This window comes from Thermodesulfovibrio thiophilus DSM 17215 (genome assembly GCF_000423865.1).
In the GTDB taxonomy this organism is placed as follows: Bacteria; Nitrospirota; Thermodesulfovibrionia; order Thermodesulfovibrionales; family Thermodesulfovibrionaceae; genus Thermodesulfovibrio; species Thermodesulfovibrio thiophilus.
Map to the genome: position 1 here is coordinate 98958 of NZ_AUIU01000012.1, position 19303 is coordinate 118260.

Sequence of the window (19303 nt, forward strand, 5' to 3'; positions counted from 1 at the left end):
TAATAAAGAAATCATCATCAACCTGAAAATTTAATAATGTGTAAATTACTCATTTTGTTATAATAGTTTCATTAAATGAATATCTTTAGATTGAGAAAAACATATCGTTCAGCCAAGAGACTTCAGGAAATAATCAATGTTTTCATTAAACACGGATTTGGCCAGATAATTGATCAGATTCATCTTGGAAGATTTATCACTTTAAAAAAGAGACTCCGAAGTTTTGGAACATGGACTTACTATAAAGTACCCACTGTTGCTGAGAGGTTAAGAATAGCATTTGAAGAATTGGGTCCAACATTTATAAAGCTCGGGCAACTTCTTTCTTCACGTCCGGATCTTGTCACTATGAGTTATGCGAAGGAATTTAAAAAATTACAGGACAGAGTGCCAACATTTCCTATCGAACAGGTTTATCAAACAATAGAAGAAGAACTCGGAATGCCTGTTGCAAAAATCTTTCAGGATTTTAATCCAGAACCAATTGGTTCTGCATCCATTGCACAGGTTCACAACGCTATATTAATGAATGGGACAAAAGTAATTGTCAAAGTAAGACGACCAGGGATCGAAGAACAGATAATGCTTGACCTTAATATACTTCAAGGCCTAGCTAAACTTATTGAAAAATATGTGCCTGAAAGCAAATTATTTGATCCAGTTGGAATTGTTGATGAGTTTGCAAAGTCTATTACAAAAGAACTTGATTTCAGAAGAGAAGCAAGAAATGCACTAATCTTTAGAGAAAATTTTAAAGATTATAAAAAAGTTTATATTCCTTATGTTTTTAAGGAGTTTACAACTAAAAAAATTCTCGTTATGGAGAAAGTTGAAGGTGTAAGAATTGATGATATCAACTCAATCAAAGAAAAAGGTCTTGATATTGAAGGTATTTTAAATATAGTTATTGATATGTATTTTAAACAAATTTTTGATCATGGTTTTTTCCATGGTGATCCTCATCCAGGAAATATCCTTGTCACAGATGATGCGCGCGTAGCTCTTGTGGATTTTGGAATAACAGGTAAAATTGACGAAGAGTTTAAAGAATCCTATGCCAATATAGCAATCGCCATAATAAATCAGAATATTGATAAACTTATCACAGAGTATCTTAAACTCGGAATCATTCCAGATGATATTGATAGAGAAAAACTTGAAAAGGAGCTCAAAGACGATATAGAAGATATTCTGTATCCTATTTATGCTTATAGAATTGAAGAAATTCAGATATCTGAACTCATTGAGTCAATCATGAAGGTAGCTTTAAAACACAGACTTAGGTTTTTACCAGAGCTTTTATTGATTGACAAAGTTCTTATTATGCTTGAGGGTTTGACAAAAGAACTTTGCCCTGATAAATCAATTATTGAACTCATAAAACCCTATGCCAGAGAAATAATTTCAAAAAGAATTCATCCTGATTTTTATCTTAATAAAACTTTTAAAATAATACGTGAATTAAGGGATGCTGTTGAAAATATTCCATTTCAGATTAAAAAGCTCTTAAAAAAAGCCGTCAAGGATGAAATAACTGTCAGAATGTATCATGTTAATCTTCCAGAGTTTATTAAAGATATTGACAGAGCAAGTAATAAAATATCATTCAGCCTGATTGTAAGTGCTATGATACTTAGTTCTTCTATAATGCATGCAAGTCAGGTAAAGCCTTTAATATATGGAGTTTCACTTTTTGGACTCATAATAGGTGTGGTTGCTTTTTTTCTTGGTTTATGGTTGCTTATATCAATAATCAGATCGGGTAAACTGTGAATTAAATAGGCTACTGTTTTGCTTTTATTTAAAATACCATTTCAAAATTCTCTCACCAAAGAAGAGACATATTATCGCGCCTAGAGAAAGAAAAGGCCCAAAAGGAATTTTTCTATTTTTAGTTTTTTTCAAAATAACAACGCCTGCTATTGAACCAATCAGACTTCCAATAAAAACAGTAAGCAAAGCAAATTTCCAACCCAAAAAAGCTCCTACTGCTCCATTAAGCTTTATATCACCTCCTCCCATTCCACCTCTACTAATGATTGAAACCAGCAGAAGACTGCCACCGCCTACAACTATGCCAATTAGAGATTCCACAATGTTTGATGCAATATTTGAAGAGCAAGAAGGTAAAAACGATATCATCATTCCAAGAACAATTAAAGGAATTGAAATAGCATCCGGAATAATCTGAAACTCGATATCAATAAATGACAGGACTAAAAGTGCTGATATAAAAATCAAAATAAAAGGTAGCTGTAAAATTAATCCAAACTTTAAATATGAAAGAAGATAAAAAATTCCATTTAATATCTCAACAACAGGATATCTGGCAGGAATCCTGGCTTTACAGTAAGCACATTTTCCTTGAAGTAATAAAAAACTTAAGACAGGGATATTATGCCAGGGTTTGATTGGTTTGCCACAGAAAGGACAGAATGAATATGGGCTAACTATTGAAATTTTTCTTGGTAGTCTGTAAATACAAACATTAAGAAATGAACCGATCACAAGACCAAGGACAAGAAATATCAGAGATTCCACCTGCTCATGTCCTTAAGTTCGTCCATTTTCTTTTTTTTATTTTCTATGTCAGTCTCCAGTTCTTTTATCTCTCTCATCAGATTTGATAATTTTTCATGATCTTTAATGTTTAAATCACTTCCCCATAAACTATATATTTCTTTGCCGATCTCTTTAAGTAATTCATCTCTTTTACTGGCAATTTTGTTCATCTCTCCAATAAGCCTTAAAACGTTTATCTCTACCTTTAACCTTTCCGAAATAACAGAAGCCCAGAATTTAAACGTTTTAAGGCCTTGTGAAAAATCCTTTTTAATAATCTCAATCATTTTTTACCCCACCTGATCAAGATGTCTCACTTTAAAATTAACATTGAGAGAGTTAGCAATCTCTTCACATTTTTTAAGGTCAACTCTCTCCATATCAACAACAGTTACCTGAACATAAGGAACATATTTTTTAGCATCTTTTATAAATTCTATAACTTCATCATATGCGTTCGGATTTGATGGATTGCAAATTTGATTATATGTCTCTTTATCTTGAGCATTAAGACTGATTGATATTGAATCAATCAAACCTTCAAGTTCAGGTAAAATTCTCCTTCCATGAATTAGATTGCCATGTCCATTTGTATTAATTCTAACCCTGCCACCATTTTCTTTTATCCACTTTGCAATATCTTTAATCAAATCCAGTCTTAAAAAAGGCTCGCCATAACCACAAAAAACAACTTCTCTATATAATTTAGGATCTCCTATAGCTTCAATCAAATCTTTGAGTGAGGGTTCTTTCTCTAATCTTAAATTATGCCCCTTTACATAATCTGTGTGAAATCGCACACAGAATCGGCAAATATTTGTACATCTATTGGTAACATTCAAATACAGAGAGTCTCGAATTTTGTAGGCTATTTCACCTCTGGGCAGGTCTCCTATACGAAAAAGTCTGTTTACATTTACCGTTGTTATTCTATCAATATCCTCAACTGTTACTCCTTTTATTTCTGCCAGAGCCTTAGCTATGAAAAACAAATAGGACGGTTCATTTTTTCTGCCACGCATGGGTTCAGGTGCAAGATATGGAGCATCTGTTTCAATCATCAAGTATTCATCAGGAATATACTTTACAACTTCTTTAATTTTTTGAGCATTTTTAAATGTAATCACTCCAGAGATTGAAATAAAAAAACCAAGTTCTATAGCTTCTTTTGCCTGTTTTATATTACCACCAAAACAATGCATAACTCCTTTATTAACACCAGATTCTTTTAAAATTTTTATGGTATCTTCAAATGCTTCTCTTGAGTGAACAACAACAGGAAGTCCAACATCTCTGGCAAGCTCAAGCTGTCTAGCAAATGCTGATTGTTGAATATGTCTTGGTGAATAATCATAGTGATAGTCAAGCCCGATTTCACCTATGGCAATTACTTTAGGATGTCTGCTTAATTCAAAAATTCTTTTTAATATCTCATTATTCAGCTTATCTGCATCATGTGGATGAAGCCCAACAGTTGCATAAACCATTGGATAATCATCAGCAATTTTTACAGCTTGTTCGATACTTTCAGGATCAGAACTAACTGTAATAATAGTGTTTACTCCAGCATCAAAAGAACGTCTTATTACGTCAGGAAGCTCTTTTTTAAACATCTCAAGATGGCAGTGACTGTCAATCATGCTCCAAATTTCCTGAGTCTTAATGAATTTGCCAAAACAAGTGGCATAATTGATATAGCTGGAATTATCCCAAGTTCTCCTTTAAGACATTCTCTTTCAGTAAAAGAATTAACTAAACCACCAAGAACATATGGAGATTTTATGAGCACTGGAACAGGATGCCAGCTATGTGCCTTAAGTAAACTTGGAGTGCTGTGATCTCCTGTAATTACTAAAACATCAGGATTCAATGATAAAATTTCAGGTAAATAGCCATCAAACTCTTCTATTTTCTTTACCTTAGCTTCAAAGTTTCCATCTTCGCCAAATGAGTCAACCTTTTTAATATGAAGAAATAAAAAATCATAGTTTTGATAAACTTTTTTCAATAATCCTATCTCCTCTTTTATATCACCTTCAACACTAAGCGTCTCCATCCCAAGCAGTCTTGTAATCCCCCTATACATTGGATATACAGCAATTGAACATGCTTTAAGTCCATATTTTTTATCAAATGATGGAATATGCGGAATAACAGAGAATCCTCTTAACAAAATATAGTTGGCTTTTTCTTCATTTTTCAGGAGTTCTTCTGCCATTTTGATAAACTGTCTGGCTATCTCTGCAACTTCTCTGGATTCTTCGTTTAAAGGAACAGGTTCTTGAGGTGGTTGTCCCTCTTTCTGCGGGTCTGTATCTATAACCATTGCCTGTTTATCTGTTATGGTTTTTGGAAATCGCATTACAAGACAAAATCTATGCTCTTTACCTGATTTAAGAATAATTTTTACTCCATTAATCTCCTTTATCTTTTCTGAAAGTTTTTTTGTAAGTTCAATATTTTTCTCTGTTGGAATTCGTCCTGCTCTTCTGTCAACAATTATTCCATCTTTTATTGTTGCATAGTTACACCTGAGGGCAACATCTGATCTTTCAAGCTCTATTCCAAGACCAAGCGCCTCAAGAACACCTCTTCCAATCTCATACTGAAGCGGGTCATATCCAAAAACTCCAAAATGACCAGGTCCACTTCCAGGAGTAATTCCATAAGCTACAGGAATATGAAGTCCACATGCAGAGACTTTTGCGAGATTATCAATATTTGGTTTATTTGCTGCTTCAAGCTCGGTTTTTTTATTTATTGGAAGTCCCCCTACTCCATCAAGAATAATAAAAACAATTTTAGTATCATTTTTTTGAATTAAAGAAGAAATATCCATAAGTCCTCCTGTTGTCAGGCTTGAAAATATGTTATTAATATAACAAAAAATTAGTTTAAAATTAAAACATGCATTAGATTACTGAAGAAAATTCCAACCAATTTAAAAACTAAAATTGATGCTATAATAACAAAAATGTATTTTACCTGTATAAAAACTCCTATCGGTTTATTGAAAATAGAATTTGACTCCTTCTTTTCAGTTCAAAAAATTTATAAAGTTAATAAATATGAAAACACCAGCATTCCTGATACTGCCTTAAAGTTCGTTGAACAGATAGATTTGTATTTCAAAGGTAAATTAATTAATTTTAATTATCCTTTAAATATAAAACATCTTTCAGAGTTTGATAAAAAAGTAATGGAATTAATTAATCAAATTCCTTATGGTTATACTACCACATATAAATGGATTGCAAAACAACTTAACACATCACCAAGAGCTGTTGGACAGGCTTTAAAAAGAAATCCTTTGCCAATTATTATTCCATGTCATCGAGTAATAAACTCCGATGGCACATCAGGGGGATACAGCCTTGGAATAGAAGAAAAAAAATGGCTTATTAAGCATGAACAAACTATCTTATATAAGCCTCTGTCACATAAAGTCTGATCATTCTATGAGTATTGAAATAGTATGCATTCATGGCTATGGCACTTTTCATTATATTTATCCAATTGGAACGATTTTCATAGAACAACGGTAAAATTTCATTGGAAAGTTTATAGTAAATATCCTCCACATCTCGTCTAGTATCAGAAGTTTCATCCATCCCCCCAATTGCCCAACCAGTATAACCCTCTATCCATCCCTCTATCCACCATCCATCAAGAACACTTAAATTGGGAACTCCATTGTGAGCTGCTTTCATTCCAGATGTGCCTGATGCTTCATAAGGTTTCAATGGATTATTAAGCCATATATCAACCCCTGCTACAAGTTTCATTGCCATTTCCATATCATAGTTTGGAATATAAACAATTTTTAGTCTGTCCTTCATCCTTTCTTTAACTTCAAAAATTTTTTGAATGATCTTTTTACCACCTTCATCCTGTGGATGAGCCTTGCCAGCATAGATAATCTGAATTCTGCCTTCTCCAATCATTGCAAGTCTATCAGGATCCAAAAAGAGCAAATCTGCTCTTTTATAAGGAGTTACTCTTCTTGCAAATCCGATTGTAAAAGTATCATAATTAAGATTTGCAGCTGTAATTCTATTTACGTAATCTATTAAATGTTTTTTGGCTTCCACATGAGCATTCCATACTTCCTCAGAAGGGATTCTCCATGCTCTTACAAATATTTCAGGCTCATTTGCCCAACCGAAATGATACTTACTATAAAGTTTCTTAAAAGATTCTGAAACCCATGTATAAGTGTGTACTCCATTTGTTATTGCATGGATTTCATAACCGGGAAACATTTTTTCAGAGACTTCCTCATGTTTTTTGGAAACTCCATTTATAAACTCACTTAAATTAAACCCAAGAAGAGTCATATTAAGCATACCATCACCAGCAAGTTTTTTTATCAGCCACAAAGGAACAGGTTCTCCGAGCATTTTTTGTACCAATTCATATGGGAATCTATCATGTCCTGCTTCAACAGGTGTATGAGTCGTAAATACACATACATCTTTAACTTTATCTATGTCCCATACAAGGTCCTCAGACCATACTTCCTCAATTGGTTTTTTGAATTTGTTGAGTAATTCTAAAGTAAGGAAACTTGAGTGTCCTTCATTCATATGATACTTGTTTATCTGAAACCCGAGATTATCCAGAATTCTCACTCCTCCGATTCCAAGAATAATTTCTTGTTTTAAACGATATTGCAAGTCTCCTCCATACAGAAAATGAGTAATTGTTCTGTCTTCAGATGTATTTTCTGGAATATCTGTATCAAGAAATAAGACCGGAACCTTTCCGCCTGTGATGCTTTCTATAACATAAAGCCATGCAGTTACATAAACAGGTTTGCCTTCTATCATTACCTCAACTTTTACATCAAGTTTGCTCAGATATTTTTCAATATCCCATGGATCAGGATGTTCAATCTGTCTTCCAAAAGGATCAAGTTCTTGTTTAAAATATCCCATCCTGTGAATTAGAGTAATTCCCACCATTGGAATTCTTAAATCAGCCGCTGATTTAAGCGTATCTCCTGCTAAAATACCGAGACCTCCGCTATATGTATGCATCTCAGGTCTTATTCCTATTTCCATTGAAAAATAAGCAATTCTTCCTTCTTTTAAAAATTCCTCTACAACCATATTCCCTTCCTCTGTATTTTTTTTATTAGCTCATCTATTGCATGGAATCCTATAGGCTCCATATCAAAGGTAAATTTATTAACATAGCAGTCTATATGTGATTTTATAACATTTTCATCGAGCTCCTGAGCGTACTTTTTAGCAAACTTTATTGCTTCATCAAAATGAGAATAAGCATAATTTAAGCTCTCTCTGATAGTTTTTTCAAGTGTTTTGTTTATGTTTAATGATTTTTTAGCAACAATACAACCAAGAGGAATGGGCAAAGAAGTCTCATTCATCCAGAACTGCCCAAGATCAACAACTAATTTGAGTCCTTTTGATGCGTAGATAAAACGTCCCTCATGAATTAAAACACCCATGTCAACCTTTTCTTCAACAATACTATCAATAATCTGATGAAATTGCATGATGTCAAGTATATATTTTTTATCATGGAATTTTTTCTGCCAGTAAAACCACATAAGCGCTGAAGCAGTTGTCAACTTTCCAGGCAAAGCAATTTTTATAGTGGAAAGATTTTTGAGTTTATCTGGATACTTGGTAACTACTAAAGGACCATATTCTGACAGAGCCCCACCTGAAGACAGCAGGTCATAGTTTGGTTTGACATGATAAAATGCATGAGCTGAAATTTTTGAAATATCAAGAGCATTTTTTATACATAAATCATTTAAAGTTTCAACATCCTCTATAACAAAATCAAAGTTTAAGCCTTCCGTGTTTATCTTTTGCTCAATAATTCCGAAAAAAATAAAAATATCATTTGGGCATGGAGATATTCCAAATTTTAACATTTAATAATTTTAGCAGATATTGAAACATTTGTGTAATCTATGATAACTTAAAAATTAATAAATTTTAATCAGGAGGGAATAAATTTGGCAACTACAACTAAAAGATCAACAGTAAAGAAAAGAAGTAGATCAGTATTAAAAAGGATAAGACAGAATGAGACAAGAAGGCTAAGAAATCAAGCATGGAGGACTCAAATCAAAACATGTGTAAAGAAGGTTGAAGAAACCATCGAAAAAAATGACAGAGATTCAATTCAAGCTGTTTTAAATGAAACAATAAAAACAATAAGTAAAGCTGCTTCAAAAGGTGTTATTCATAAAAATACCGCTTCAAGAAAGATATCTAGATTAGTTAAAAAAGTTAATAATGCTTTACAACTATCCATGTCATCTAATTAAATTACTATCTTATACAAGGCAGTATACCATGGTGAGTCTTTGAAAAATTCGGATGATGTGTTTTTTAATACTTCAACCCTGTTCTTTTAAATAAAAGGAGGAAATCAGAATGCAAGCCCTTAAAGGAAAGGTTGCGTTTATTACAGGCGCATCTAAAGGAATTGGATTAGCAACGGCCGAAAGATTTGCTAAAGAAGGTTGTAACCTTGTCCTGTCAGCAAGATCTGAAATCCTGCTTGAAGAGATTTCCAATAAAATTGAAAATTTATATAAAGTAAAAGCTATATCAATAGCTGGAGATCTTACTAATTCTGACAATATTGAAAAAGCCTTTAAAATTCTCAAAGAAAATTTTAACAAAATTGACATTCTCATAAATAATGCTGGAAGAGGAATTTTTAACTATATTGAAAATGGCTCACTAAAAGAATGGAAAGATGTTATAGATTTGAATCTCACAGCATTAATTCACTGCACTCATCTTGCCGTAAACATGATGATTCCAGCCAGAAGTGGACATATTATTAATATTTCTTCAGTGGCTGGAAGAATTGGAATCTCTGGATGGTCAGTTTATTGTGCTACAAAATGGGCAGTTGTTGGTTTCAGCGACTCAATCCGCAAAGAATTAACAAAGTACAATATTCGTGTTACTGTAATTGAACCTGGAGTGGTTACAACAGAATGGGGAGAGAATATGCCTGAAGAATGGATAAAAGGTAGACAGGAAATGAAAGCTCCTCTTAAACCAGAAAATATTGCTGAGGCAATCTACTATGTTGTAACTCAACCTGAACATGTATCAGTGAATGAACTTTTAATAAGACCAACGGAACAGGAAAGATGAGTCTCACACATTTTGATGAAAAAGGACAGGCAAGAATGGTTGATATTACAGGCAAACCTATAACTGAAAGAGTGGCGGTTATCGAAGGATTTGTAAAAATGAAACCTGAAACTCTTGAGCTGATTTTAAATAAAGAAATTGCAAAAGGTGATGTTTTTCAGGTTGCTCGTCTAGCAGGAATTATGGCTGCAAAGATGACTCCTCATTTAATCCCCTTGTGCCATCCTTTGCCTATCACATCTGTTGAGATTGATTTTGAGCCAGATATAAAAAACTCACAGGTAAAAATAAAAACCACTGTAAAGACATCAGGACAAACTGGAGTTGAAATGGAAGGCATGGTTGCAACTTCTATAGCAGCTTTAACAGTTTATGATATGTGCAAAGCTGTTGATAAAGAAATGATTATTGGTGAGATAAAACTTATTTATAAATCTGGCGGTAAAAGTGGTGAGTTTATAAGAAAGACCTAATCGTGATCTGACCCCCCGCCACCATAAAGTTGTTTTTCAACTCGTGGGTTAAGATTTGTAAAAATAGTTATTATACTGTCTTTCTTTTTGTAAACCGTCTCTACAGGTTCTAAAATTCCAAATACCCATGGAAAATATACTGGTTTCAGCTCATAACCAAATGCATTTTCTTCATCTTTTATTGTTGAACATTTAATAGTACTTACAAAAGACGGATTTTTTAAAATTTCATTCACTATTTTCAAAGCTTCCTTATCATTTAAATTTTTAAATATTCTATATTTAAACTCTGGAGCATAGGGGCTGATAATAACTTTATCGTCAACTTTATCAAGAACTATAAATGTCTCTGGATCATTAATGAAAGCATTGGCATAAATAATTAAATCAAAATTGCCCTTTATATTTTGATCATTACATTGTTCCAGTGTAAGGGAATGTAGGGTTAAGGGTAAAATCAAAACTACTAAAACAGCTGCTATTATTCCAATTAATTTCATACATTAATTATACTAAAATTTATGGCAGCAGTACAAGGAAAAAATTTAGTCAAATATTACAAAAAATTTAAAGCTTTAAATTCTGTAACTTTTGAAATAAAAGAAGGTGAATGCTTTGGTTTTCTTGGTCCCAATGGAGCAGGAAAAACAACCCTTATGGGAATGATTTATGGATTTATAACGCCTTCAGAAGGAGAAATAGAAATCTTTAATCAAAAATTTAATAAACATACTTTATCAGAAATAAAAAAAAGAATAGGCGTCATCCCGCAGGACAACAACCTCGATCCTGATCTAAACGTTCTAGAAAATCTCATAGTCTATGCAAGATATTTTGACATTAACAGAAAAAAAGCAACCCAAAAAGCCATAGAGCTTCTTGAATTTGTAAAACTGGATGATTGGATCAGCATAAATGTAAGAAAACTTTCAGGAGGAATGCAGAGAAAGCTCATCTTTGCTAGAGGACTTATAAATGACCCTGATCTTATAATTCTTGATGAGCCTACAACAGGCCTTGACCCACGCAGCAGAAGACAGATATGGGAAAAAATTGAGGTGCTTAAACATTCTGGTAAAACTCTCATTCTTACAACACATTATATGGAAGAAGCTGAAAAACTATGCGATAGAATCGCAATGATGGATAAAGGTAAAATTTTAGTTATTGACACTCCTGAGAATTTATCTATTAAATTTGGTGGAAATCTTGAACATGTTTATTTAAATATGACAGAGGGATAGAAATGAACTTTAAAAGAGCCATTAGAGTATGGCAGAGAAATGCAACAGTTTATAAAAAACTATATCGTTCAAGTCTGACACTTAATTTTTTCGAACCAATGTTTTATCTGCTCGCACTTGGTTATGGGCTTGGAGGATTCATAAGAGAAATCAATGGCATGTCATATATTGATTTCATTGCTCCTGGTATTGTTATGTCATCAGGCATGTTTGCTGCATGCTATGAATGTACCTATGGAACATATGTAAGAATGTTTTATCAGAAAACTTTTGATGCAATTTTAGCAACACCGATAAATTTCAATGAACTTGTTCTTGGTGAGTTGCTATGGGGAGCAACAAAGAGCTTGATTTATGGAACAATTATAGTTTTTGTAATATCTTTTTTCGGAGTTGTTCAGTCTTTTTATATTGCCTTTATTTTACCGATAATTGCAATCTGCGGATTAATATTTGCAAGCCTGTCCTTGATTGCAACAGCTATAGTTCCAGGAATTGATTCCTTTAACTACTTTTACACTCTTATTCTAACTCCTCTGTTTTTATTTTCAGGAATATTTTTTCCACTTGATGGAATGCCTGAGATTGTAGTGAAAATCTCAAATATTAATCCGTTACTGCATCTTGTAAACATTTCAAGGGCATTCTGCTATGGACAAGTTTCACACATTCTTATTTATGATCTTGCAATAATTTTATTGTACGGGATTATTTTCGTTCCTTTACCTTTTATTCTGTTAAAAAAACGTTATGTTTTATAAAAAATGTTCAACATAAAAAATAAATGCGAGAGGAGGGATTTGAACCCTCACGGGCTTCCCCACTGGATCCTAAGTCCAGCGCGTCTGCCATTCCGCCACTCTCGCTTATTTTCATTTTAAATAATTCTCAGACAGTTAATCCAATGTCTTTTCTATACTGCATTCCATCAAAATGAATTAGTTCAATAGCACTGTATACTTTATTTCTTGCATCTTTTAAATCTTGCCCAAGTGCAGTAATTCCTAAAACTCTTCCACCATTTGTAACAATCTTTCCTTCTTCATCAAATCCAGTTCCTGAATGAAAAACCATTACATCCTTTAACCTTTTAACCATTTCAAGTCCGGAAATTGGTATTCCCTTTTTATAAGTCCCAGGATATCCATGAGAGGCTAAAATTACACATAAAGAGGCTTCATCTTTCCACTTAACATTCACTTTTGAAAGTCTCTGTTCTGAAATTGACATAAAAATATCAATTATGTCTGTTTCAAGTCTTGGAAGTATTACCTGAGTTTCAGGATCACCAAATCTACAGTTAAATTCAAGCACATAAGGTTTACCATTGACAATCATTAAACCTGCATAAAGAATTCCTTTATAGATAATACCTTCTGCCCTCAACCCCATAATAGTAGGTTGTATCACTGTTTCAAGAATTTCTTTTTCAAGTTCAGGAGTAATTATGGGATTTGGACTAAATGTTCCCATACCTCCTGTGTTTGGACCTTCATCATTGTCAAGAAGTCTTTTATGGTCCTTTGATGTAACCATTGGAATAATGGTTTTACCATCTGTAAATACCAAATATGAAACTTCCTGCCCCTGTAAGCATTCCTCAATTACAACTCTATCTCCAGCAGGTCCAAATACTTTTTCCTTCATTATCAATTTTAAAGCATCCATGGCCTCATCATGAGTTTTAGCTATAAAAACTCCTTTACCAGCCGCGAGTCCATCAGCTTTTATAACTATCGGAGCACCTTTAAGTCGTATGTATTCTTCAGCATATGTGTAGGAGTTAAAAACTTGATAGTTTGCAGTGGGAATTTTATATCGCTTCATGAACTCTTTTGCGAATACCTTACTGCCTTCAATCTGAGCTCCTGCTTTTGTTGGTCCAATAATTTTTCTCCCTTCCTTCAAAAATAAATCAACAATTCCCTTTGCAAGAGGTTCTTCAGGTCCAACAACTGTAAGGTCAATCCATTCGTATTTAACAAAATCTACAAAAGTTGATAAATTTTTGCTTTCAACTTCTATACATTCAGATATTTCTGATATGCCTGCATTTCCAGGAGCACAGTAAATCCTATCCACAACTCTTGATTGACTTAGCTTCCATATAATGGCATGTTCCCTTCCTCCAGAGCCTATAACAAGAACTTTCATTTTCGTTCCTCCTCGGTCTTCTTAACTAACCAGTAAATAATTCCGATAACAAGAACTGAAGCTACAAGAGTTGCAATAAAGTCAATAGAATCGTGTTTTAATGTTGATATCATTACTTCTCTTATATTCGTAACCAATGCAACACCGACAAAAACACTAATTTTAAATTTACCACCTCTAAGATGTGCAATTTCTGTATTTATAAGTTCAAGCATAACCCACAGTATAAGGACCGAACCCAGAGCTGTTACAATTGTCTGGTCCAGTTTGCCTGTGAAAATTTCATATATATCTCTTCCGCATAGATATATTACCGCTCCTGTAAGAAACATCAAACCCAATATAAGCACCACACTTGTAATGTTTGCAAAAGTTTCACCAAATTTTACCACTCTGCTTTTTGCTCTATAAGCTAAAGAATACCCTTTTATTTCTTCTTCTAAATAAGCAGATGTGATGATGTCAAGATTCATGTCGAGAATTTTATTTAAAGAAATAATGTATTTTTGTCTTTCTTTATCAGATTCTATTTCTTCACAAAGAATATCCACACATATATTTCTAACAATATCTATAGATCGATTAGTAAAATGCGGGTCAACTCCAACTTTTTCATGCTTCTGTCCTATTTTTATTATAGAATCATAAAAAAAGTTATCGTACTTACCTGAAAAAAGATTGATAAACCATAAACGCACCAGCTTCATCACATGTTTAATTAAAGAATCACTCTTAAAAACTTTTTTAGCCGAATCAGTAGCATTTACCCATTGATATAACGCATCGACAACTCTGTCAACTCTCTGTTCCATAATAGACCTGAGTTGTACAAGTCTGAGTTCATCTTCTGTTGTGAAATAATAATTGGCTTTGATTTCTCTAAATGTTCTCATCAGTGTCTGAAATGTCTTATTCCTGTAAATATCATTGCCATATTATACTGATCTGCAGCATCAATAACTTCCTGATCTCTTAAAGAACCACCTGGCTGAATTACTGCTGTAACACCATTCTGAGCTAATACATCAATATTATCTCTGAATGGAAAAAATCCATCTGAAGCAACAACTGTATCTTTTAGTGTGCTTAATGCATGCATTGCTCCAATTTTTGCTGAAAATACTCTGCTTGTCTGTCCAATCCCCAATCCAACTGTTTTATCTTCTTTTGCATAAACAATGGCATTTGATTTTACATGTTTGCATACCTTCCATGCAAAAAGTAAAGCTTTCAATTCATCATCTGTTGGTTTTCTCTTTGTTACCACTCTTATGTTTGTAAATTCATCACTGACCTTATCCCATTCCTGCACTATAAATCCTCCAAGAATTCTCTTTAAATCAAAACCAGATGGATTAATTCCCTGTGAAAGATTTTTAAATCTAAGAAGTCTTAGATTTTTCTTTGACGCAAAAATCTTAAGGGCATCGATATCAAACTCTGGGGCTACTATAACTTCATAAAAACTCTGAATTACTTCTTGTGCTGTTTTACTGTCAACGGTTCTGTTAAAAACAATTATCCCTCCAAAAGCACTTATAGGGTCACATTCAAACGCTTTTTTATAAGCAGTGTGAATACTCTCTCCAATTGCCACTCCACATGGATTGTTATGTTTTACAATGGCACATACTGGCTCATTAAATTCGGAAGCAAGAAACACCGCTGAGTGTGTATCAAGATAGTTATTGAATGACATCTCTTTACCCTGAAGAACCTCTGCGTCTATTAAAGATGGAGTTTCATTTATGCTATAAAGAGCTGCTTTTTGATGTGGATTTTCTCCATAGCGTAAAACCCTTATCATTTTAAGTGGCATTGTCCATTCTTCTTTAAAATCTTTAAAACTGGTTGTTTTATCAAAATAATCTGATATCAAAGCATCATATCTTGCTGTGTGAGAAAAAACTTTTTTTGCAAGCTCGAATCTTCTTTCAGTAGATATTTCACCTTTTTTAATTTCTTCAATTACTGAAGAATAATCATCAGGATCAACCAGAACAATTACATGTTTATAATTTTTTGCAGCTGCTCTTAAAAGTGTGGGTCCACCAATATCAATATTTTCTATTACCTCATCCAGACTAACACTTTCTTTTTTTATCGTTGCTTCGAATGGATATAAATTAACAACAACCATATCTATTGGTTTTATGCCAAGTCGTTGCATTGTTTCTATATCTTCAGAGGTATCTCTTCTTGCAAGAATGCCTCCATGAACAAGTGGATGAAGTGTTTTAACTCTTCCATCCATTATTTCAGGAAATCCGGTATAATCTGAAACATCAGTTACATCTATTCCAGCATCCCTGAGTAATTTTGCTGTTCCACCTGTAGAAAGGATATCAATACCAGCACTGGTAAGTTCTTTTGCAAAATCAACAATACCCTTTTTGTCGGAAACACTGATTAATGCCCTTTTAATCACCCCTGCACCTCCCTGTGATACTCCTGTAACGATTTTATACTGATAGGTTTTTCTTTTAGTCTTTTTATGGCTTTAATTATTGCATTTGCTGCAGAAACTGTTGTTGCATATGGAATTTTATACTGTAAAGCACCTCGTCTAAGATACATTGAATCTTTCTGAGCCTGTTTACCAAACACTGTATTTACTATAAAATTAAGTTGTCTGTTTTTTATAAGGTCAAGTACATTTGGACGCCCTTCCTGCAGTTTGTTGACAATTTCCACAGTTAATCCATTTTCTTTTAAATATTTAGCTGTTCCACGAGTTGCTATAACTGTAAAACCAAGATTAATAAATTCTTTGGTAATCGGAATAATATGTGGCTTATCTTTATCCTTGACACTGATAAAAACACTGCCACTTAATGGAATCTTACCCATTGCACTCATCTGTGCTTTAGCATATGCAAGTCCAAAGTCTTCATCTATCCCCATTACTTCTCCTGTAGATTTCATCTCAGGACCTAAAATCACATCTACCTCAGGAAATTTATCAAAAGGAAAAATAGCTTCCTTAACTGTAACATATGGAATCTTTATTTGATCTCTTAATCCGAGTTCTTTAAGAGTTTTGCCTATCATAATCTTTGACGCCATTGCTGCAAGTGGCACTCCTATACTTTTACTTACATACGGGATTGTTCTGGATGCTCTTGGATTAACTTCAAGAACATAAATTTCAGAATCTTTCACAGCATATTGAACATTCATTAAACCTTTGACATTAAGCTTTTTAGCTATGGCAATCGTCTCTTCTTTAATTTGTTCAATTATTTCATATGGGAGTGAATATGGAGGAAGTGAGCAGGCTGAATCACCTGAATGAATTCCTGCTTCCTCAATATGCTGCATAATTCCACCAATCACAACATCCACTCCATCAGAGATTGCGTCAACATCAACTTCTATTGCATCCTCAAGATATCTATCAATAAGTACAGGATGGTCTTCAGATGCCTTAACAGCTTCTTGCATATATCTTTTTAAAGAATCCTCATCATAAACAATTTCCATAGCTCTTCCACCAAGAACATATGAAGGCCTTACAAGAATGGGATAATCAAGCTGTTTTGCAATCTTCAAAGCTTCGCCGGTTGAGGTTGCAATACCACTTGGAGGCTGTTTCAGATTAAGTCTGTCAATAAGCTCCTTGAAACGCTTTCTATCTTCTGCTCTATCAATTGCATCAGCATCTGTTCCGAGTATCTTAACTCCATAGGACTCAAGAGCTTTAGCAAGCTTTAAAGGAGTTTGCCCACCAAATTGAAGAATAACGCCAATAGGTTTTTCTCTCTCAATTATATGTAAAACATCTTCAAGTGTAAGAGGTTCAAAATATAACCTATCTGATGTATCATAATCTGTGCTTACTGTCTCCGGGTTACAGTTAATCATTATGGTTTCATATCCTGATTCCCTTAAGCCAATCACCGAGTGAACACAACAGTAATCAAACTCTATCCCCTGCCCGATTCTGTTTGGACCTGAACCAAGAATAATAACTTTATCTATATTCGATGTTGGTGGCGCATCTGAGTCATTGAGATACAATATTTTTTCCGTACTGTCTCTGTTATCAGAATTAGAATTACATAAATAATACTCTCTTTCATAACAAGAATACATGTAAGGAGTATAAGCCTCAAATTCTGCTGCACATGTATCAACAAGCTTGTAGACGGGCTTGATACCTGTTTGCTTTCTTATTAATCGTATTTCTTCTTCTTTATTCCCTGTTAAAGATGCTATTCTTTTGTCTGAAAGTCCATTTTGTTTTGCAATAAACAGTATTTCTTTTAATTCATCCTGATGCATACTAAAAATATCTATCTGTTTAAGTTTATTTTCTATTTCAACAACTTCTTTAATATTATTCAAAAACCATGGATCAATTCTGCTAAATTCATAAATCTCTCCTATGCTAAAGCCTCTTCTTATTGCCTCTGCAATGTACCATATTCTTTCTGCAGTTGGATTTTTAAGCCTCCATATTATCTCTTCATATGACGATTCTATCTCTTCAAGTCCATAAGAACCTATCTCTAAAGAACGAATAGCCTTACCAAGAGCCTCTTTAAATGTTCTTCCAATTGCCATTACCTCTCCAACTGATTTCATCTGAGTAGTAAGCACCCTGTTTGCTTCGGGAAACTTTTCAAAAGTAAAACGAGGAATCTTGACAACAACATAGTCAAGAACAGGTTCAAAGCTTGCTGGAGTAACTTTAGTTATATCATTTGGAATCTCTTCAAGAGTATATCCAACAGCAAGCTTAGCAGCAATTTTTGCTATTGGAAAACCTGTTGCTTTAGAAGCCAATGCTGAACTACGCGATACTCTTGGGTTCATCTCAATTATGACCATACGTCCATTTTCAGGATTAACAGCAAACTGAATATTACTTCCACCTGTATCCACTCCAATCTCTCTAATTGCATTTATGGCCGCATCTCTCATTAGTTGATATTCTCTGTCTGTGAGTGTCTGAACAGGTGCAACTGTAATTGAATCACCTGTATGAATCCCCATTGGATCAAAATTTTCTATTGAGCAGATTATAACAACATTATCTGCTTTATCTCGCATAACCTCAAGTTCAAACTCTTTCCATCCAAGAAGACTTTCTTCAATTAAAACCTGGTTAACAGGACTTAATTTTAGTCCTCTTTCAAGAAAGATTTTGTATTCTTCAATATTATATGCTATTCCACCACCAGTGCCTCCTAATGTAAAAGCCGGTCTTAATATAGCAGGAAAACCAATATAGTCAATCGCATCAAGTCCTTCCTCCAGTGAATTTACTGCTGCTGAACGTGCAACTTCAAGTCCTATCTTTGTCATGGCATTCTTAAAAAGCTCTCTGTCCTCAGCTTTCTTTATCGCGTGAAGACTTGCTCCAATAAGCTCAACAGAGTATTTATCCAGAACACCTGCCTCACCAAGCTCAACAGCAAGATTCAGAGCTGTCTGGCCCCCAAGGGTGGGAAGCAAAGCATCAGGCGTTTCTCTTTTTATAATGAGCTCTAGAATCTCTGAAGTTAAAGGTTCAATGTAAGTTCTATCAGCCATTGATGGATCTGTCATGATGGTTGCCGGATTTGAATTGACAAGAATAACTTCATAACCTTCCTGTCGCAATGCTTTACATGCCTGCACACCTGAGTAGTCAAACTCACAAGCCTGTCCGATTATTATTGGGCCAGAGCCAATTATCAAAATCTTTTTAATATCTCTTCTCTTTGGCATA

Annotated in this window: 18 protein-coding genes and 1 tRNA gene; 7 read left to right on the forward strand and 12 right to left on the reverse strand. The window is 33.9% G+C overall.

Annotation, left to right across the window (positions count from 1 at the left end; all coding sequences use genetic code 11):
- Positions 1–75 precede the first annotated feature (75 nt).
- Positions 76–1773, forward strand: coding sequence for an ABC1 kinase family protein (locus tag G581_RS0103365; protein ID WP_028844608.1), 1698 nt, complete (start codon positions 76–78; stop codon positions 1771–1773).
- Between the two features lie 24 nt (positions 1774–1797).
- Here G581_RS0103365 and G581_RS0103370 read toward each other — a convergent pair whose 3' ends face one another.
- The 4 genes from G581_RS0103370 to G581_RS0103385 are packed head-to-tail and all read right to left on the reverse strand — an operon-like array spanning position 1798 to position 5401.
- A complete protein-coding gene (locus G581_RS0103370; RefSeq protein ID WP_028844609.1) occupies positions 1798–2541 on the reverse strand; it encodes a prepilin peptidase in 744 nt (247 codons plus the stop codon).
- Positions 2529–2849 (reverse strand): hypothetical protein, encoded by a 321-nt coding sequence (locus G581_RS0103375; protein WP_028844610.1) that lies wholly within the window; start codon positions 2847–2849, stop codon positions 2529–2531. The genes G581_RS0103370 and G581_RS0103375 overlap by 13 nt, the downstream gene beginning before the upstream one ends.
- Before the next feature lie 3 nt (positions 2850–2852).
- The gene (locus G581_RS0103380; protein WP_028844611.1) at positions 2853–4202 is read right to left on the reverse strand and encodes a TatD family hydrolase; all 1350 of its coding nucleotides are present in this window, start codon (positions 4200–4202) and stop codon (positions 2853–2855) included.
- A complete protein-coding gene (locus G581_RS0103385; RefSeq protein WP_028844612.1) occupies positions 4199–5401 on the reverse strand; it encodes a 2,3-bisphosphoglycerate-independent phosphoglycerate mutase in 1203 nt (400 codons plus the stop codon). Before G581_RS0103385 ends, G581_RS0103380 begins: the two co-directional genes overlap by 4 nt.
- Before the next feature lie 135 nt (positions 5402–5536).
- Here G581_RS0103385 and G581_RS10445 point away from each other — a divergent pair, with 135 nt between their 5' ends.
- The gene (locus G581_RS10445) at positions 5537–6013 is read left to right on the forward strand and encodes a methylated-DNA--[protein]-cysteine S-methyltransferase (RefSeq protein WP_051178775.1); all 477 of its coding nucleotides are present in this window, start codon (positions 5537–5539) and stop codon (positions 6011–6013) included.
- Here the strand turns inward: G581_RS10445 and glgP are convergent.
- Both glgP and G581_RS0103400 read right to left on the reverse strand, forming a co-directional pair.
- A complete protein-coding gene (gene glgP, locus G581_RS0103395; RefSeq protein ID WP_028844613.1) occupies positions 5979–7673 on the reverse strand; it encodes an alpha-glucan family phosphorylase in 1695 nt (564 codons plus the stop codon). The two genes, G581_RS10445 and glgP, sit on opposite strands and share 35 nt — an antisense overlap.
- Positions 7664–8470, reverse strand: coding sequence for a 1,4-dihydroxy-6-naphtoate synthase (locus G581_RS0103400; protein ID WP_028844614.1), 807 nt, complete (start codon positions 8468–8470; stop codon positions 7664–7666). The genes glgP and G581_RS0103400 overlap by 10 nt, the downstream gene beginning before the upstream one ends.
- A gap of 84 nt (positions 8471–8554) precedes the next feature.
- Here G581_RS0103400 and rpsT point away from each other — a divergent pair, with 84 nt between their 5' ends.
- The 3 genes from rpsT to moaC all read left to right on the forward strand — a co-directional run bounded on the left by rpsT (position 8555) and on the right by moaC (position 10189).
- Positions 8555–8869 carry a 30S ribosomal protein S20 gene (gene rpsT / locus G581_RS0103405; RefSeq protein WP_051178777.1) on the forward strand — a complete coding sequence of 105 codons (315 nt, stop codon included), beginning with the start codon at positions 8555–8557 and terminating at the stop codon, positions 8867–8869.
- A 109-nt stretch (positions 8870–8978) separates the two neighbouring features.
- Positions 8979–9716 carry an SDR family oxidoreductase gene (locus G581_RS0103410; RefSeq protein WP_083962587.1) on the forward strand — a complete coding sequence of 246 codons (738 nt, stop codon included), beginning with the start codon at positions 8979–8981 and terminating at the stop codon, positions 9714–9716.
- On the forward strand, positions 9713–10189 hold the full coding sequence (gene moaC, locus G581_RS0103415) for a cyclic pyranopterin monophosphate synthase MoaC (RefSeq protein WP_028844617.1): 477 nt from the start codon (positions 9713–9715) through the stop codon (positions 10187–10189). Before G581_RS0103410 ends, moaC begins: the two co-directional genes overlap by 4 nt.
- Here the strand turns inward: moaC and G581_RS0103420 are convergent.
- Complete coding sequence (locus G581_RS0103420) at positions 10186–10689, reverse strand: hypothetical protein (RefSeq protein WP_028844618.1); 504 nt, start codon at positions 10687–10689, stop codon at positions 10186–10188. The two genes, moaC and G581_RS0103420, sit on opposite strands and share 4 nt — an antisense overlap.
- Before the next feature lie 21 nt (positions 10690–10710).
- Here G581_RS0103420 and G581_RS10450 point away from each other — a divergent pair, with 21 nt between their 5' ends.
- Positions 10711–11433, forward strand: a complete 723-nt coding sequence (locus G581_RS10450; RefSeq protein WP_038064914.1) for an ABC transporter ATP-binding protein — start codon at positions 10711–10713, stop codon at positions 11431–11433.
- A 2-nt stretch (positions 11434–11435) separates the two neighbouring features.
- Positions 11436–12194, forward strand: coding sequence for an ABC transporter permease (locus G581_RS0103430; RefSeq protein WP_028844619.1), 759 nt, complete (start codon positions 11436–11438; stop codon positions 12192–12194).
- A gap of 24 nt (positions 12195–12218) precedes the next feature.
- Here the strand turns inward: G581_RS0103430 and G581_RS0103435 are convergent.
- The 5 genes from G581_RS0103435 to carB form a co-directional block, all read right to left on the reverse strand.
- Positions 12219–12299 (reverse strand) — tRNA-Leu (locus G581_RS0103435).
- Between the two features lie 22 nt (positions 12300–12321).
- A complete protein-coding gene (gene purD / locus G581_RS0103440; RefSeq protein ID WP_028844620.1) occupies positions 12322–13587 on the reverse strand; it encodes a phosphoribosylamine--glycine ligase in 1266 nt (421 codons plus the stop codon).
- Entirely contained in the window at positions 13584–14480 is an 897-nt protein-coding gene (locus tag G581_RS0103445) for a protoglobin domain-containing protein (protein ID WP_028844621.1), read from the reverse strand. The genes purD and G581_RS0103445 overlap by 4 nt, the downstream gene beginning before the upstream one ends.
- Positions 14480–16015, reverse strand: coding sequence for a bifunctional phosphoribosylaminoimidazolecarboxamide formyltransferase/IMP cyclohydrolase (purH, locus tag G581_RS0103450; protein WP_028844622.1), 1536 nt, complete (start codon positions 16013–16015; stop codon positions 14480–14482). Before purH ends, G581_RS0103445 begins: the two co-directional genes overlap by 1 nt.
- Entirely contained in the window at positions 16012–19302 is a 3291-nt protein-coding gene (carB, locus tag G581_RS0103455) for a carbamoyl-phosphate synthase large subunit (RefSeq protein WP_028844623.1), read from the reverse strand. Before carB ends, purH begins: the two co-directional genes overlap by 4 nt.
- Position 19303 lies beyond the last annotated feature (1 nt).